Here is a 15,080-nt window from a genome sequence, read left to right on the forward strand (position 1 = left end):
GGTTCTTGCAGGCGTAACGCCCCGATCAGCCGGTGACGGCGCGGGATTCCCGGAAGGGGAGGTTACGGTCGGCCTCCGTTTCGCGCGGCAGGCCAAGGACACGTTCGCCGATGATGTTGCGCTGGATTTGATCCGTGCCGCCGCCGATGGAGGTCATATAGGCATTGGCGGTGCGATAATTAATGTCCGCCGCGCGCTCATGTTCCGCCCCGTCCAGCATCGACGCCGCGCCCAGCAGCTTGGTCATCACGCGGGCATCCTCATGCAGGATGCGGCTCATCGCCAGCTTGCCCAGCGACATGATGGGCGACGCCGTGCCCTGCGCCATGTCCTGCTTGGCGCGGAGCATGTTGAGCGCGTTGAGCTGGCGATAGGCCATGGCCTGAGCGATGTCCTGACGCGCGACCGGATCGTCGATCTTGCCAGCCTCGCGGGCAATATCGATCAGGCTGACGACATTATTCTTGGACGATCCCTGGCGCCGCTCGCCTGCGCCATCGCCCATCACCAGCCGTTCGACGGCCAGCGCGGTCTGCATCACCTTCCACCCCTGGCCTTCGTCGCCAACGCGATTTTCGGCCGGTACGGTCGCCCCATCCAGGAACACCTCGTTAAAGTGGCTGTCGCCAGTGATCTGGTTGATCGGGCGGATTTCGATGCCGGGCTGGCGCATTTCGATGATGAAGAAACTCAGCCCTTCATGTTTGGGCACGTCCCAGTCGGTGCGTGCGATCAGCAGGCCATAGTCGGCATTCTGCGCGCCCGACGTCCATACCTTCTGTCCGGTGACGACATAATGATCGCCCTGCAAATCCGCCCGCGTTCGTACCGCCGCCAGATCGGACCCCGCGCCCGGTTCCGAATAGAGCAGGCACTGATGCGCCCGACCCGTCAGAAATTCGGGAATGATCTTGCGCTTAAGCGTGTCGCTGCCGAACTGCATCACGCTGTTTGCGGTGATATTCGTCCTGTCCTGACCCGCGCCGGGTGCGCCCACCTTGCGAAATTCGTTGACGATGGTGCTGACGGACTTCTTGTCCAGTCCGCGACCCCACCATTGGGTCGGCCAGCTGGGCACAGCCCAACCGGCTTCCACCACCCGATCCATCCATTGCGCGAGCGAACCGCCGGCCTTGGCGCGCCGGCTTTCAGCATCCCAATGATCGGCGAGCCAGGCGCGGACTTCATCCCCTATGGTCATTGCATCACTATTCATGCTGCTTTCTCCATCGCCGCGACGAAACGTTCACGGTACGTATCCGATTGTCCGAACAGTTGCGCGTCGGCTCGCGCCCGGCGCAGATAAAGATGGGCGGGATGTTCCCAGGTAAAGGCGATCCCACCGTGCATCTGGATCGCGGTCGCCGCGACCTGCGAAAAAGCATCGGCACAGGCGAACGCGGCCAAATTTATCAGCACATCCTTGTCCGGCGCATCGGTGTCGAGCGCTCGCGCGGCAGCCCGCGCGGCAGATGTTGCAGACTCCACCTCGATCAACAGGTCTGCCGCTATATGTTTGATCGCCTGAAATCCGCCGATCGGCCGGCCGAACTGCACGCGTGTCTTGAGATAATCGACGGTGATGTCGAATATCCTCCGGCACGCACCGGCCTGTTCGCCAGCCAGCGCGACCCGCGCGACATCGAGCGTCTGTTCGAACGTGGCGTGGTCGACGCCTGCAATATGCACCGCTTGCGTCTGGTCGAACATGATCTTCGAAAGGCGCAAGGACGGATCCCAGCTTTGTAGCGGTTCGATCTGCACATGGGCGGAATCGACCTCGAAACAACCAAGCCCGCCGGGGGTCTGCGCAAAGACGAGCAGCACGTTGGCAAGATTGGCCGACAGAACGAAGGACGCCGCGCCGTTCAATATCCATTGATTGTCCTGCGGTTGCGCCGTCGCCGTCACACCGGCTACGTCCCAGCTTCCGCTGTCGCCGGTAAATGCGACCGTCGCGATCTTCTCGCCTGAAGCGATGGCGGGCAACAGCCGTGCCTTGGCATCGGCATCGTGCGAAAGGCCGATCAGGCTCGCCGCGACGAAAGCGCTGGACAGAAGGGGGCCAGCTAGCAACGCGGCGCCAGCCTCCTCCATAATCTCTTCTATTTCGACCATACCCGCGCCGATGCCGCCATGGTCGTCCGATACCATCAATGCGGTGATTCCCATGTCCGCCATGGCGGTCCACAGGGCAGGGTCGTTGCCGCTTTGCGTGGCCATCACGCGGCGAATATCTGCCTCAGCGCACTTCTCGGCGAGCAGTCGCCCAAACCCTTCGCGCATAGCCGCCCGTTCTTCGGGACTAATCATGGTCATGCCGCCGCTCTCCTGCTATTTCAGACTTCTGCAATTACCAGACGGATATCGTCGGTATATGATTCGAGGGGTTTGTTCAAGTGACCTTAGATGCCGGTGACGCCTCTGAACGTCCTGGTCGCGGGAGGCCTAGGAACCCCGCGATCGAGATAAAGATCATGGAAGCGGCGCTGCGCCTTTACGGGCAGGTCGGGTGGCAGGGGTTCAACCTGGACGGGGTGGCGCGGGGTGCGAATGTCAGCAAGGACGCGCTCTATCGACGCTGGAAATCGCGCGAGTCTCTGTTGGAAGCGGCTTTGGTGCAGCGCTTTGACTGGATCATCGCCATCGACAATGGAAATATCCGGGACGATCTACTTACGCTCGCGACACGTACGTTTGATATTTTTGCCGGCAACTATGGCGAGGTGGCTCTCCAATTGCGAACAGATGCCCGACGGTTCCAGGAGGTCCAAGCATTTGCCGCACCTTATCGAGAATTGATGGTGCTGCAGGGGAGGCGCATCGTTAGGCGTGCGCTCGATAGGGGAGAATTACCTGCTGAAGCGAAGCCGGGCCTCATCATGGACTTGCTGATCGGTGGAATAACTAATCGCATAATCTCGACGCCGCCACAGTTGCGAAATAAAATGCTGGCAAATTCGAAAATATTTATCAAAGAAACCGTCGATGTGATTTTGTCGGGCGCGCGGCTTTTGAAGACATCAGATAGTTGACCGACAAGTGAAGGTATTGATCTCATCGCTCGATTCGTAGATTCGCCAATTTCAATAATATGTTGCGGTTCGTTGTGGGAGGATGCGAATTGAAGCGATGAGTGCCCCGACGGTGGATGAGACGATAAGGCCTTCCCACTCTTTGGCGAGACAATAGCACCTGTCGAGCCAAGCGAGTGCGTTCGACCACCCACGGATGGGGCAAGACCGCCTCGCCAGTAGCCCCGTCGGATCGTTTAGCGATTTTGGTGGTCCAGCCCCCTTTTGTGGCAAGCAAATCAAGCTTGGCTCCGGCGTAGCCCTCGTTGTCGAAGATATACTGCATCCGCGGGAACCGCTTGCGGATTGCGACCAAAACATCAATGGCATCGTCTCAGCGTCGGTCAGGTTTCAGGCTGCCGATTTGACCATGGCCCTGGCGTGTAGTTTCTCAAACTGGACCGGGCGCAAATAGCCAAAGCGCAATGCAGTCGGCGTCGATTGCAGACGCCGTCGATGAACGGATGAAGAGGGGGGACATCCTGAAAAGTCTCGAGCGCAACCGAGTAAACCGCCTCGACCTTGAGCGTTTTCGTGATGCTTTCCGCCTTAGCGTTATCGAATGGATGTCTCCCGCTTATTGCCTTCTCATGAGCACATGTTTCGGTGAGAAGCAGGGGGAAGTGAGACGCAGGTGCTGGCTATCGACCTGGCGAAGCAGTCATTCCACGCGCACGGAATCAACTTGAACGAGCAGGTTATATCGCGGCGTTTCGGCCGACAGGGATTGCCGGCGCTGTTCGGGAAGTTTGATCCGAAGTTTTTCGCAATGGAGGCATGTGCGACCACTGAGCATTGTTGGAGGCGGTTGTTCATCGTAGAAGTCGAGAGGTGCGATTGATCATTCCACAATGGACGCAGCGCTCCTTTTATCACGGTCCGTGTCGCGCTCGGCGACGCCAGGATTTCGGCGATGGCCCACGAGACTTTTAAAGAGCAGGAGAGGGTGAAGGGGCGAATAGAGAGGGTCTACAAGAGGCTTGTCGCCCGCATAGGCGACCCGCATCAGTTCCGAACCGGACGCGAGATGGTGGCTTGGATCGGCCCCGTTCCATGATAGTATTCTCCCGGCGGAAAATCTTGCCTCGGCGGTGTCGGTCGGCGCGCGACCCATTCTTTACGCCGACTGTTGGTACCTGGGGCCCGCGCTGTGGCTTCGCGCTTGAAGACGAAGACCGATGCGCGATCACTCTGGTTCCAGACCGATATCGACCGACGGGGTTTACCAAGAATATCGTTGCCATGGCTAATCAGGCGGTTCGGTCCGTCTTGACTAAGCTGAACGGGCAGAAGAGATTGGCGTGGAAGAGGCGATGCCTGCGAGACGAAGGTTGATGGCGAGATGGTAGGAACCGCGTTCTTGACCCTGACCTACGACATGGCCCTCAACGCCGATCGCGTTATGATGGCGGGGTCGCAGATCCCGTTGGCCAGGTGGGTGATCGCCCCGGCAACGGGCCATATTAATTTCTGCACCCGAAGCTGGGTTCGACATCAATAAGAATCTTGCGCAGGAGGCGTCCATAGATTGTCGTAAGGATTTCCGCGTCGCTTCATCGATAGGTGATGCCATTGTCGGGCGTGTCCCTCCTTCCTGGCCGCGATGTTGTCGACGATATCCAGTCCTGCGGCTCGGATGGTAATTCAACTTTTCGAAGGCGGGCCGTTCGCTTCTGGTGCAGACGTCCTATTTAGCCCGCTCGCAGGAAATAGTGGACGGCAAGCCGCAGCCGACAGCACATAGCTGCGGTCATGACGCCCACATGACCTGGTGGGTCGGCACTGCGCAGGCGCTGCTGGCGATGAAGGATCAGTGGAAGGGCACGCTGATGTTTGTCGGCCAGCCGGCCGAAGAGACGGTGGGCGGTGCGAAGGCGATGCTGGACGACAAGCTGTTCGAACGCTTCCCCAAGCCCGACATCGGCTTCGCCGCGCATGTCGGCCCGTTTCCCGCCGGCAGCGTCAAGCTGAAAGAAGGCGTCAGCACCTCCGCCTCCGACGCGCTGGAAATCATCTTCAAAGGGCGCGGCGGCCATGGCTCCATGCCGTCGGCGACGATCGACCCGGTGGTCATGGGCGCGCATTTCGTCTCTGACGTCCAGACGGTGATCAGCCGCGAGAAGGACGCTGGAGCCTTCGGCGTCATTACGGTGGGCGCGTTCAACGCGGGGACGGTGGGCAACATCATCCCGGATTCGGCAAACCTGAAACTGTCGCTGCGGTCCTTCTCGGCGGTCAATCGCACAATACTGAACGATGGCGTGCGCCGGACGGCAAAGGCGGTGTCAGACATGGCGGGCGCGCCCGCGCCGGAGATCAACTATCTCAGCGGCACCGCGGCCGTGGTCAACGATCCCGCGATGATCCGTCGCCTGGGCGCCATCCTGACGCCCATCTGGGGCGAAAAGGTGGAAGTCGCGCCCGCCAGCGCGCCGGGCGGGGCGGCGAGCGAGGACTTTTCCGTCTTCATCGACGCCGGGGTCCCGTCGGTCATGATCGGGATCGGATCATTCTCCCCGGACATGATCGCTGACTACAAGAAGCACGGCGCACCACTGCCGGTCAATCACTCCCCCTATTTCGCGCCCGATCCCGTCTCGGCAATCCGCACGGGGGTGACGGTCCTGACTCTCGCCGTGCTGGATGCTGCGCAGCCGAAATAGGCAGCACGGCCATCCGAAAAAATGATCTACGCGGAGGCGGAATGCCGCCTCCGCACGCGGGCCAGCGCGCCCGTGCGTGGGAGTGACATCATGGACCATCTGTTTTGCGATCCGCCCCGTCCTGCGCGCGCCTGCAGTACGCGCGCTCTGGGCTTGACCGACCTGTTCGCGGTCGGTATCGGCCCATCCAGTTCCCACACGGTCGGACCGATGCGTGCGGCCTGGCGCTTTGCCGAATTTCTGGCGCATTCGTACCTGCGCCCGGCACGGATCGAATGCACGCTCTTCGGCTCGCTGGCGCTGACCGGCAGGGGCCATTTGAGCAATGTCGGCGTACTGCTTGGGCTTTCCGGCTGGACACCCGATTGCGTCGACCCGGACGAGATTGCGAACATCGTCGCATCGGCACGGCGCGGTAAATGCCTGGCGCTGGGTGGCCGGCAATCAGTCGCCTTTTGCGAGAGCAGCGATTTGCGCTTTGATCCCCATTTTCTGCCCGAACATCTCAACGGGCTGCGCTTCATCGCCTGGCTGCCGGACGGCAAGACGATCGAGAAACGCTATTTCTCGATCGGCGGCGGAACGGTGATCGGCGAGGCCGATGAGGCTACGGCGCGTCCGGTGGCGCTGGCCGTCAACGAAGAAAATGCCGCCGGCGGCCGCGTCGTTACGGCGCCCACCAATGGCGCAGCCGGGGTCCTGCCCGCGGTCATCCGCTATTATCGCCATTTCATTGCCGGAGCGGATGATCGCGGCGCCCGATACATGCTGTATACCGCGGCGGCGATCGGGATGCTCTACAAGACGAATGCGTCCATCTCGGCGGCGGAGATGGGATGCCAAGGCGAAGTCGGAGTTGCCTGTTCCATGGCGGCGGCGGCGCTGGCGGCCGCTATGGGCGGTTCCAACGCACAGATCGAAAATGCTGCGGAAATCGGCATGGAGCATAATCTTGGCCTGACCTGCGATCCCATCGGGGGCCTCGTCCAGATTCCCTGCGTCGAACGCAATACCATGGGTGCGATCAAGGCGATCAACGCCGCCTATCTCGCGTTGCGCGGCAATGGCGCCCACCATGTCAGCCTAGACGCGGTGATCGAAACGATGCGCCAGACAGGCGAAGACATGAAATCCCAGTATAAGGAGACCAGTCTGGGCGGCCTCGCCCTCAATGCCGCCGTATGTTAATATGAGAGCATTGAAAGGCGTGAGATTTTTCGTCCTTGGAATGTCGCAGCAGCGCTAATGTGATAGTAGCCGGCTCTTCTCAGAAAAGCAGGCCGGCATTTAGATCGCCTTGGGCTCCCCTCGCGTGGTCTAGGGCTTGCGGATCATACCCCCGTCGACGCAGAGCGTTTGGCCGGTGATGAAGGAAGCTTCGTCAGACAACAGGAACAATACGGCATTGGCCTGTTCGTCGGTTTCGCCAATGCGCCCGAGTGGCATCTGGGCGACGATGCCTGCGATCACTTTTTCGTCGACCTGCTGCATTGCACCGGTCATCGTCGGTCCGGGCGCGACGCCGTTGACGCGGATATTCTTGGGCCCAAGTTCCGCCGCCAGACTCATGGTAAGTCCATTGGTGCCGAGCTTGGATATACCGTAATAGGCACCGACGCTGCCTGACAGATAGGCGGCGGTGGAGGACTGGTTGACGATCGCGCCGCCGCCGCGGGCCTCCATCAACGGCACGATCGCGCGGGTGACGAACAGCGCGCCGTGCAAGTTCACCGCCATGAATTTCATATAATAGTCGATGTCGACGCTCATCAGCGGTTCGTAACGCATTCCGGCAAAGATCGCAGCGTTGTTGATTAGATAGTCAACCCCGCCAAACGCGGCCATGGCGGCATCCGCGAGCGCCTGGCAGGATGCGGGATCGGATACGTCGGTCTTGACGAAGATCGCCGCCTCGCCGATCTCGCTGGCGACCCGCCGGCCCTGTTCCTCGTTCAGTTCAGCGATGACGACTTTTGCCCTCTCGGAGGCCATCCGCTTGGCATAGGTCTCGCCGATGCCCTGTCCCGCGCCGGTGATGACTGCGACCTTGTTTTCGAAACGCATACACTCTCCTTTTCGATATATCGATTATTACCAGGTCAGGTCCAGATGCGAGACCGATAGCAGCCCTGGGAGTACTTCCCGTCTGTCGCCATCGGCGATACTGAACATCGGCACGCGCGCGAGCCAATGTTCCAGCGCGATTTTCATTTCTTGTCGGGCCAGATGGGCTCCCATGCACAGATGTGCCCCGCTCGCGAGGGTGAAATGCCGGTTCGCCTTGCGCTCAGGATCAAAGTCGCGCGGGCATCGGAAGGCTTCTGGATCGAAATTGCTCACGGAGGTCAGAGCCTGCACCCAGTCGCCTTCCTTCATCGCGACGCCATGCAGGATCTGGTCCTTCTTGAGTTGGCGGAAGGAGAAGACCAGAGGCTGGACGCGCAGAAATTCCTCGATTGCGCCGGGGATCAGCGCGATATTATCGCGCAGCCGCTGCTGGAGGGCATGGTCGAGCGCTAGCCTGCGGAACATTTGTCCCAGCGTCGATGCGACCGTGTCCAGCCCGCCCAGCCACAAGAAGAACATGGTGCCGATTTTCTCGTCGGCGGTCAGTGGGCGACCCTCGATCTCGCCGTTTACGATCTTCGATGACAGGCTGTCATCGGGCAGTTTCTCCTTCTGTGCGATGAAGTCACGCAGCCATGCCAGCACGGCTGCCACCGCCGCGCCCATTTTCGCGAAATCGCGCGAATGAAGGATGTCATATTCCCAGGCGAGAAACTCTTCGAGTACCGCATGGGGGAACCCCATGAGATTGAAGAACACCTTGACCGGGAAGACGCGGGCAAAGTCATAGGCGAAATCGCCACCGCCCTTAGCCAGAAACGCGTCAATCATCTCGTCACACAGCGCGCGGACGTCTGCGTCCATCTCGGCCACAGCCTTGACGGTGAACCAGGGATTGAGGAAGCGGCGATAGGACATATGAGCCGCGCCGTCGAAGGACAGCGGAATGCATTTGAAGGTTTCGCCTAGTAGCTTCTGGAAGTCCGCCTGACCGTGCGATCCATAGGTTGCGCTGTCCTGATAGACTTTCGCACAATCCTTGTACTGGGTCAGCACCCAGTAGCCGCTGGTGATCCATGTGGCAGGGAAGGGCGACCACATTACCGGGGGAATATCCGCCGCCCGGAGCCTTTCGGTATGGGCATAGGGTTCAGGGCAGGTATTGGGCAATTGCCCCTGATAGGCGCGCAAGTCGTAGATGAGTTCGCGCGGCACATGGTCGGGTGCGGGCACGTCGATCCGCACCGGCTCTTGGGGCGGTTGGCTCAGCATGATAGCGGCAAGTTCAGCCATGATGGAGTTCCTCTGCAAAAGCGCTCATTGTCCCGGTAGCGTCAGGCCGCCATCGGAACCGATCGGCATCTGCGGGCTCCATACGACTTCCCAGCCATTACCTTCCGGGTCGGCGAAATAGCCAGAATAGAGGCCCATATCGCGGTCGCGCACCGGACTGGCGACGGTAGCGCCGGCATCGATCGCCTTCTGGAAGACGCGATCGACCGCCTCCTTGGATTCGACGAAGATCGCCCAGATCGACTTGACGCCGTCGGCCTTGGGCAGGCCGCTTTCCTGCGCCTGATAGTCAGCGTTCAGGAAGACCAGAATGGACGTCCCGACCTTGTAGAGCACCGACATGTCGGAAGCCGGTCCCCAGGCGGTCCATCCCAGTCCCTGTTCATAGAATCGCCGTAGCGCAGGTACATTTTCTGCGGCGGTCATGATCATGTTGATGCGCGGCTGCATCGCTCATCCTCCCTTGAAGCTGATTGTCTTGATGTTCGTGAATTCGTTGATGCCCTCATAGCCATATTCGCGTCCGTAACCCGATCGCTTGATGCCGCCGAACGGCGCGTAGCTGGACATCTTGCCACCGCCGCCATTGACGGCGACTCCGCCGGTGCGCAGTTGCAGCGCGATCTCATAGGCCTTGCCGACGTCGGCGGAAAAGACCGCACCAGACAGGCCGAAATCGCTGTCGTTGGCGATGGTGATCGCTTCCTCGTCCGTATCGTAGCCGATGACCACGCCGATCGGGCCGAACACCTCTTCCTGCGCGATGCGATGGTGGTTTTCCACGTCGGTGAATAAGGTCGGTTCGTAGAAGAAGCCCTTGTCCAGGCCTGCGGGGCGTTTGCCCCCCGTGACCAACCTGGCGCCCTGAGACAGCGCGATGTCGACATAATTCTGGGTGCGCGTCCGCGCGACTTCACGGATCAGCGGACCCATGGTGCTGGTCGGATCAGCCGGATCGCCGACTTTTACATGGGCGACCATCGCCTTCAATGTCTCGATATATTGCGCCTTGACCGAATTATGGACCAGATGGCGGGTTAGCAATGCGCAGCCCTGGCCGCAATGAACGGTAAAGCCCATCAAGCCGTTCATCGCCGCGCCCTGAAGATCGGCATCGGGGCGGACGATCAGTGCGGACTTACCGCCCAGTTCCATCACCAGCCGTTTCAATGTCGGCGCCGCCTGCGCTTGGATCAGTGACCCGACCTTGTCCGACCCAGTGAAACTCACCAGATCGATCCGCTTGTCGGTCGTCAGCACCTCACCCGCCGCGACATCGCCGGTGACGATGTTGAAAACGCCCCTGGGCAGGCCGACTTCGTCGGCGATCTCGCCCAGGATCAACGCTTCGAACGGGGTGTAGGGTGACGGCTTGAGGATGACCGTGTTGCCCATCAGAAGGGCAGGTACGACCTTGCCGACATTCAGGAAGAAAGGGAAATTATAGGGGGTGATCGCGGACACGACGCCAACAGGATCGCGCACCATGACGCCTGCGCCAAGCGTGGTCGTGCCTTGCGAATTGGGCGTGGTCTCAACCGGCAGGGGCGTGATCGCAGGGCGGCCCGACAACTCGATCGCGGCCCGTGCATGTTGCATCGGGATGCCATATTGCAGGAATTGCGCGAGCATCTGGGTCGAACCGGCTTCCGCGACGATCAGAGCGATGATTTCTTGGGCGCGTCGGTCGATGGCGTCGAGAAATTCGCTCATCTTGACCTGGCGTTCCCGCTGCGAAAGGCGCGGCCACGGACCTTTGTGAAAGGCGCCATGGGCCGCTGCGATCGCCGCTTCGACATGGGCAGGCGTGCCGACCGGCGCATCGCCGATATTGTCCTCCGTCGCGGGATTGATGACCGCTTCCGTGTGGGTGGTCGTCACCCATTCGCCGTTGATGTAAAGCGTGTTCTTATTCTTGAGAATTGTCATCCGATATACTCTTGAAAGGGCGATATTTTCGGGGATCAGTCTTCCGGCGCGATTGTCACGCGCAGGGTGTCGAGCGCGTCGTCCAGCCTGATCTGGCATGACAGGCGAGATGTGGCGGTGCGATGGTCGCTGCTGTCAAGCAGGTCGTTCTCGTCGGCATTTGCCTGGCCGACACGGTCGATCCAGTCATCATCGACGATTATATGACAGGTCGCACAGCTCAGGGAGCCGCCGCATAGGGCCAGCATCTCGTCGACGCCCGAGTCGCGCAGTGCTTCCATCAGGCTCGTTCCCGGCGGCGCATCCAGTTGATGCAGATCGCCACCACGAAGAACGGCTCGAACTTTGACCACGAACATTCTCCCACATACGTACCGCCGATCCCGCCGGCGGAACTTATTCATCATTATGTTGCGGATTATGATACAATGAAATATATTTGTTTCAAGTCGATATTGGTCGGTGATCGGACGACAATCGGATTTTGGAAAATACCTTGCTGAATGTGCTGCCGCGCAGCCTGCTCATTAGGCGTGTGGACAGGGGGGAGTCGGGTCATCGGCGCGATATTGCGATAGAAATTGCAGACACGCCGGCTGTCGTCTTCGGGATGCGGCGCAGTCCAGCAGGCTGAACATAGGAGATGATGCATGACGTTAGAGGGGAGAGTTGCAGTCGTGACTGGAGCATCCAAGGGGATGGGCAGTCACTTCGTCGATGCGCTGGTGGCGGCAGGCGCGCGCGTGGCGTGCCTGGCCCGCGCGTCGGGTGAACTCGATGCGGTAGTCGCGCGACATGGCGACATGGCAGCGGGATTTGCCTGCGATGTCGGCAACGCGGAGACTGTCGATGCGGCAATCGCTGCTGCGGCGGATCGTTTCGGACGCATCGACCTGCTGGTCAACAATGCCGCCATCTTTCATCCGTTCCTGGTCGAAAATGCGACCATCGATCAGGTGGAACAGCATGTTGCGGTCAACCTGATGGGACCGATCTGGTGCATCCGGGCGGCGATCCCGCACCTGCGCAAATCCCGGGGGCAGATCGTGACGATCAGTTCGGAATCGGTGCGAATGCCCTTTCCCTATCTCACCGTCTATGCCGCGACGAAGGCGGCGGTCGAAGCCCTGTCGCAAGGGTTGCGCGACGAATTGCGCAGTGACGGCATCCGCGTGTCGGTGCTGCGCTCGGGGTCGGTGGCAGGCGGTACCGGAGGCCAGCATTGGGATGGCGAGGTGGCCCAGCGCTTCTTCGCCAAGATCCAGGAAACCGGACATGCCAGTTTCACCGGCGACTTTGCTGAGCCGACGACTATGGCCCAAACATTGGTGGCCATGGTTTCGCTGCCCCCCGACATAAATCTTGATCTTGTGGAGGCTCGCTCGGCCAAACCCGCAACGCCCGACTCGCTCAGCAGGTCGGGGGCTAACAGGCACTGACCTTCAGGACGGCGCCGCAAAAAAGGCGGCGCCGCTGGCACTTCTGCCGTTCAGCGCCAGGCGGGTTCCTCCCACCAGGGATAGAAGCCCGGCATGTCCTGACTGACCTTGTCAGGATAGATTGGCGCGCGCTTTTCCAGGAAGCTTGTGACGCCTTCGCCTGCATCAGCGCTGCGCCCGCGTGCGTAGACGGCGCGGCTGTCGATGCGATGGGCCTCCATCGGGTGGCTCATGCCCAGGCCGCGCCACAGCATCTGTCGCATGAGCGACACCGAAACGGCAGCAGTATTCTCGGCGATCTCGCGGGCGATCTCTCGCGCAATGCCCAGCAGTGCGCCGGGCGCATGGACCGATCGCAACAAGCCGCCGGCCAGTGCCTCGTCCGCCAGCATGACGCGACCGGTCGCGCACCATTCCATTGCCTTGCTGATGCCGACGAGCCGGGGGAGGAACCAGCTCGACGCCGCTTCCGGCACGATGCCGCGCCTGGCGAAGACGAAACCGATCTTGGCGCCATCGGACGCGATGCGGATGTCCATCGGCAATGTCATGGTAATGCCCACACCCACCGCGGGACCATTGATCGCCGCAATGACGGGCTTGAGGCTGTTGAAGATGCGCAGCGTCACCTGGCCGCCGCTATCCCGCACTTCTGCGTGGGACCAGTCGATACTGCCGTCCGCGCTGATGGGCCCGCCGTCGCGGACGGCATAGTTGAAGGTGTCGGCGCCCGCCTCCAGATCTGCGCCGGCACAGAAGCCCCGGCCCTTGCCGGTAACAATGACCACACGCACCAGATCATCCGCATCGCTGCGGTCGAACGCGGCGATCAGTTCCTGCGCCATGGTCGGATTGAAGGCGTTGAGCCGATCGGGCCGGTTGAGCGTAATGGTGGCGATTCCGTCGGCCACGTCATAGCGGATCGTTTCGAACATAAGGCTTTTCTCTCCTTATGCGCTAATATTTCAGCGTGCGCCGCGATCGCCGATCACGTCGATGACGGCATGGCGATCCTCATCCTTGAGCCAATAGTCATTGGCGCGTTCGACGTGCAAGCGCCAATGGACTTCAGCCGCATTGGCTTCGCCTGCCTCTACCAGCGCGATCAGACGCGCGACCGATCGGACGCCAAGGCCGCGGAAGGCCAGCCAGGACGCATCTGGATCGGCCGGCTCGTGCAGGGCGGCATTGCGGTTTCGCTGGTGCCGTTCGAGCAGGGTCGCGATGGTATCGGCAGTCAGGGTGAGCATCTGGTTGCCGGTTAGTTCGACCAGCAGATGATGGAAACGGGCCATCGCTGCGCCGAGCGCAGGCCAGGCCCTGGCCTCCAGCAGTCCGTCGAGATCGGCATGGGCGCCCCGCAGGCGACCGATATCGCGCCGGTCGCAGCGCTGCGCGACCAGCCGCGCGGCAAAGGGTTCGAAGGCTAGACGGGCCTCGTAAAGCTGTTCGATCGTCGTGCCAGCCGCTTGCAACGTCTGGCCTGTCATCCGCACCGCGCCTTCGCCACTTGGTTGCCGGACGCGGACACCCGTGCGGCTGCCGTGGCGCACCTCGATCAGCCGCTCGCTTTCCAAGATGCGGAATGCTTCCCGCAAGGTGGGGCGCGACACGCCGAAGCGCTGCATCAGTTGCGGCGTAGGATCAAGCAGGCCGTCGGCAAAAGCGCCAGCCGCGATTTCGCGCCGCAACTGATCGGCGATCGCGTCGGACGCGCGTTGGCGGATCGGGGCGTGGTCAGTCATGGCGCGCCCCTGTCGGCGCTGCGTGCGAACGCTTCCTGGCTGCGCTTGTGGAGATAGGTCAATGCCCCCACCGGAATGCGGCTGCCCCCCGTCACCTGTACCACCGTGCCCGACGTCCAACTGCTTTCGTCGGCGGCGAAATATACGGCGAGTGGGCCGACATCGTCGACCACGCCCAGCCGCAGCAGGGGTACGGTCTCGATCTGGCGGCGGCGGCGATTCTCGCTATCCATCGCCGAGGAGCTTTCGGTCAGAACAACACCGGGCGCAATGGCATTCACGCGGATATTGAGATGCCCCCATTCGACCGCCATGGTCGCGGTGAGGCTTTCCACGCCCGCCTTTGCCGCGCCGTAATTGCCGGTCATCGGGCAAGGCTGAGAGCCGGAGCGCGAGGAGATATTGACGATCGATCCCCCGATGTCCCGCATCGCGCGCGCGGCAGCCTGCGCGGCGAAGAAGGTCCATTTGAGGTTGAGGTCGACGACCCGGTCCCATTGCCCTTCGTCCATGTCGATCAGCGGGCCGACATCGGCAGGCGTCGCGCTGCCGGCATTGTTGACCCAGCAGTCGATGCGCCCGCGCCCCTTGAGCGCCAGCGCTGCGGCGACCAGGTCGGCTATGCCCCGATGGCTCATGATGTCGCCGGGAGCGACAACGACATGGACACCTAATGCGCGTAATTCTGTGGCTGTCTCCTCCAGCGGACACAGGCTGCGGCCGCTAATCACGATATCGGCACCCGCCATTGCCATGGCGCGGGCGATCCCGCGTCCGATACCCCGGCCACCACCCGTCACCACCACGGTCTTGCCCGTCAGGTCGAACATCATTCCTCTCTCCGTGCCACTTATCAAGGAACCCATCTGA

14 protein-coding genes are annotated in these 15,080 nt (G+C 61.2%); 4 read left to right on the top strand and 10 right to left on the bottom strand.

All coding sequences use genetic code 11. From position 1 onward, the window contains the following. Positions 1 to 25 precede the first annotated feature (25 nt). Both HH800_RS08805 and HH800_RS08810 read right to left on the bottom strand, forming a co-directional pair. Entirely contained in the window at positions 26 to 1,216 is a 1,191-nt protein-coding gene (locus HH800_RS08805; RefSeq protein WP_169860776.1) for an acyl-CoA dehydrogenase family protein, read from the bottom strand. Beyond that, a complete protein-coding gene (locus HH800_RS08810; protein ID WP_169860777.1) occupies positions 1,213 to 2,319 on the bottom strand; it encodes an acyl-CoA dehydrogenase family protein in 1,107 nt (368 codons plus the stop codon). Before HH800_RS08810 ends, HH800_RS08805 begins: the two co-directional genes overlap by 4 nt. Before the next feature lie 158 nt (positions 2,320 to 2,477). On the opposite strand from HH800_RS08810, the gene HH800_RS08815 reads away from it, so the two are divergent. The 3 genes from HH800_RS08815 to HH800_RS08830 all read left to right on the top strand — a co-directional run bounded on the left by HH800_RS08815 (position 2,478) and on the right by HH800_RS08830 (position 6,925). Then, positions 2,478 to 3,035 carry a TetR/AcrR family transcriptional regulator gene (locus HH800_RS08815; protein ID WP_169860778.1) on the top strand — a complete coding sequence of 186 codons (558 nt, stop codon included), beginning with the start codon at positions 2,478 to 2,480 and terminating at the stop codon, positions 3,033 to 3,035. Positions 3,036 to 4,837: 1,802 nt separating this feature from the next. Continuing rightward, positions 4,838 to 5,737 carry a M20/M25/M40 family metallo-hydrolase gene (locus HH800_RS08825; RefSeq protein WP_235682063.1) on the top strand — a complete coding sequence of 300 codons (900 nt, stop codon included), beginning with the start codon at positions 4,838 to 4,840 and terminating at the stop codon, positions 5,735 to 5,737. 90 nt (positions 5,738 to 5,827) lie between these two features. Next, positions 5,828 to 6,925, top strand: a complete 1,098-nt coding sequence (locus tag HH800_RS08830; RefSeq protein ID WP_169860779.1) for an L-serine ammonia-lyase, iron-sulfur-dependent, subunit alpha — start codon at positions 5,828 to 5,830, stop codon at positions 6,923 to 6,925. A gap of 129 nt (positions 6,926 to 7,054) precedes the next feature. Here HH800_RS08830 and HH800_RS08835 read toward each other — a convergent pair whose 3' ends face one another. From HH800_RS08835 to HH800_RS08855, 5 genes are read right to left on the bottom strand one after another with little or no spacing between them, the layout of a single operon-like run. Then, positions 7,055 to 7,801 carry an SDR family oxidoreductase gene (locus HH800_RS08835; protein ID WP_169860780.1) on the bottom strand — a complete coding sequence of 249 codons (747 nt, stop codon included), beginning with the start codon at positions 7,799 to 7,801 and terminating at the stop codon, positions 7,055 to 7,057. A 27-nt stretch (positions 7,802 to 7,828) separates the two neighbouring features. Further along, complete coding sequence (locus HH800_RS08840) at positions 7,829 to 9,097, bottom strand: cytochrome P450 (protein ID WP_235682064.1); 1,269 nt, start codon at positions 9,095 to 9,097, stop codon at positions 7,829 to 7,831. A gap of 24 nt (positions 9,098 to 9,121) precedes the next feature. Next, positions 9,122 to 9,547, bottom strand: a complete 426-nt coding sequence (locus HH800_RS08845; RefSeq protein WP_169860781.1) for a VOC family protein — start codon at positions 9,545 to 9,547, stop codon at positions 9,122 to 9,124. 3 nt (positions 9,548 to 9,550) lie between these two features. Beyond that, positions 9,551 to 11,026 (bottom strand): aldehyde dehydrogenase family protein, encoded by a 1,476-nt coding sequence (locus HH800_RS08850; RefSeq protein WP_169860782.1) that lies wholly within the window; start codon positions 11,024 to 11,026, stop codon positions 9,551 to 9,553. A gap of 35 nt (positions 11,027 to 11,061) precedes the next feature. Next, positions 11,062 to 11,379 carry a 2Fe-2S iron-sulfur cluster-binding protein gene (locus HH800_RS08855; protein ID WP_235682065.1) on the bottom strand — a complete coding sequence of 106 codons (318 nt, stop codon included), beginning with the start codon at positions 11,377 to 11,379 and terminating at the stop codon, positions 11,062 to 11,064. Positions 11,380 to 11,676: 297 nt separating this feature from the next. Here HH800_RS08855 and HH800_RS08860 point away from each other — a divergent pair, with 297 nt between their 5' ends. Then, on the top strand, positions 11,677 to 12,465 hold the full coding sequence (locus tag HH800_RS08860) for an SDR family oxidoreductase (protein ID WP_169860783.1): 789 nt from the start codon (positions 11,677 to 11,679) through the stop codon (positions 12,463 to 12,465). A gap of 50 nt (positions 12,466 to 12,515) precedes the next feature. On the opposite strand, the gene HH800_RS08865 is transcribed toward HH800_RS08860, so the two are convergent. From HH800_RS08865 to HH800_RS08875, 3 genes are read right to left on the bottom strand one after another with little or no spacing between them, the layout of a single operon-like run. Next, positions 12,516 to 13,400, bottom strand: coding sequence for a crotonase/enoyl-CoA hydratase family protein (locus tag HH800_RS08865; protein WP_169860784.1), 885 nt, complete (start codon positions 13,398 to 13,400; stop codon positions 12,516 to 12,518). A 30-nt stretch (positions 13,401 to 13,430) separates the two neighbouring features. Next, complete coding sequence (locus tag HH800_RS08870; RefSeq protein WP_169860785.1) at positions 13,431 to 14,210, bottom strand: FadR/GntR family transcriptional regulator; 780 nt, start codon at positions 14,208 to 14,210, stop codon at positions 13,431 to 13,433. Next, positions 14,207 to 15,043 carry an SDR family NAD(P)-dependent oxidoreductase gene (locus HH800_RS08875; RefSeq protein ID WP_206379203.1) on the bottom strand — a complete coding sequence of 279 codons (837 nt, stop codon included), beginning with the start codon at positions 15,041 to 15,043 and terminating at the stop codon, positions 14,207 to 14,209. Before HH800_RS08875 ends, HH800_RS08870 begins: the two co-directional genes overlap by 4 nt. Positions 15,044 to 15,080: the final 37 nt, after the last annotated feature.

Source organism: Sphingobium yanoikuyae, assembly GCF_013001025.1.
Classification (GTDB): domain Bacteria; phylum Pseudomonadota; class Alphaproteobacteria; order Sphingomonadales; family Sphingomonadaceae; genus Sphingobium; species Sphingobium yanoikuyae_A.

Coding starts and splice junctions, on each gene's coding strand:
- HH800_RS08805 (WP_169860776.1), bottom strand. CDS start 1,216: ATGAATAGTGATGCAATGACCATAGGGGATGAAGTCCGCGCCTGGCTC.
- HH800_RS08810 (WP_169860777.1), bottom strand. CDS start 2,319: ATGACCATGATTAGTCCCGAAGAACGGGCGGCTATGCGCGAAGGGTTT.
- HH800_RS08815 (WP_169860778.1), top strand. CDS start 2,478: ATGGAAGCGGCGCTGCGCCTTTACGGGCAGGTCGGGTGGCAGGGGTTC.
- HH800_RS08825 (WP_235682063.1), top strand. CDS start 4,838: ATGACCTGGTGGGTCGGCACTGCGCAGGCGCTGCTGGCGATGAAGGAT.
- HH800_RS08830 (WP_169860779.1), top strand. CDS start 5,828: ATGGACCATCTGTTTTGCGATCCGCCCCGTCCTGCGCGCGCCTGCAGT.
- HH800_RS08835 (WP_169860780.1), bottom strand. CDS start 7,801: ATGCGTTTCGAAAACAAGGTCGCAGTCATCACCGGCGCGGGACAGGGC.
- HH800_RS08840 (WP_235682064.1), bottom strand. CDS start 9,097: ATGGCTGAACTTGCCGCTATCATGCTGAGCCAACCGCCCCAAGAGCCG.
- HH800_RS08845 (WP_169860781.1), bottom strand. CDS start 9,547: ATGCAGCCGCGCATCAACATGATCATGACCGCCGCAGAAAATGTACCT.
- HH800_RS08850 (WP_169860782.1), bottom strand. CDS start 11,026: ATGACAATTCTCAAGAATAAGAACACGCTTTACATCAACGGCGAATGG.
- HH800_RS08860 (WP_169860783.1), top strand. CDS start 11,677: ATGACGTTAGAGGGGAGAGTTGCAGTCGTGACTGGAGCATCCAAGGGG.
- HH800_RS08865 (WP_169860784.1), bottom strand. CDS start 13,400: ATGTTCGAAACGATCCGCTATGACGTGGCCGACGGAATCGCCACCATT.
- HH800_RS08870 (WP_169860785.1), bottom strand. CDS start 14,210: ATGACTGACCACGCCCCGATCCGCCAACGCGCGTCCGACGCGATCGCC.
- HH800_RS08875 (WP_206379203.1), bottom strand. CDS start 15,043: ATGATGTTCGACCTGACGGGCAAGACCGTGGTGGTGACGGGTGGTGGC.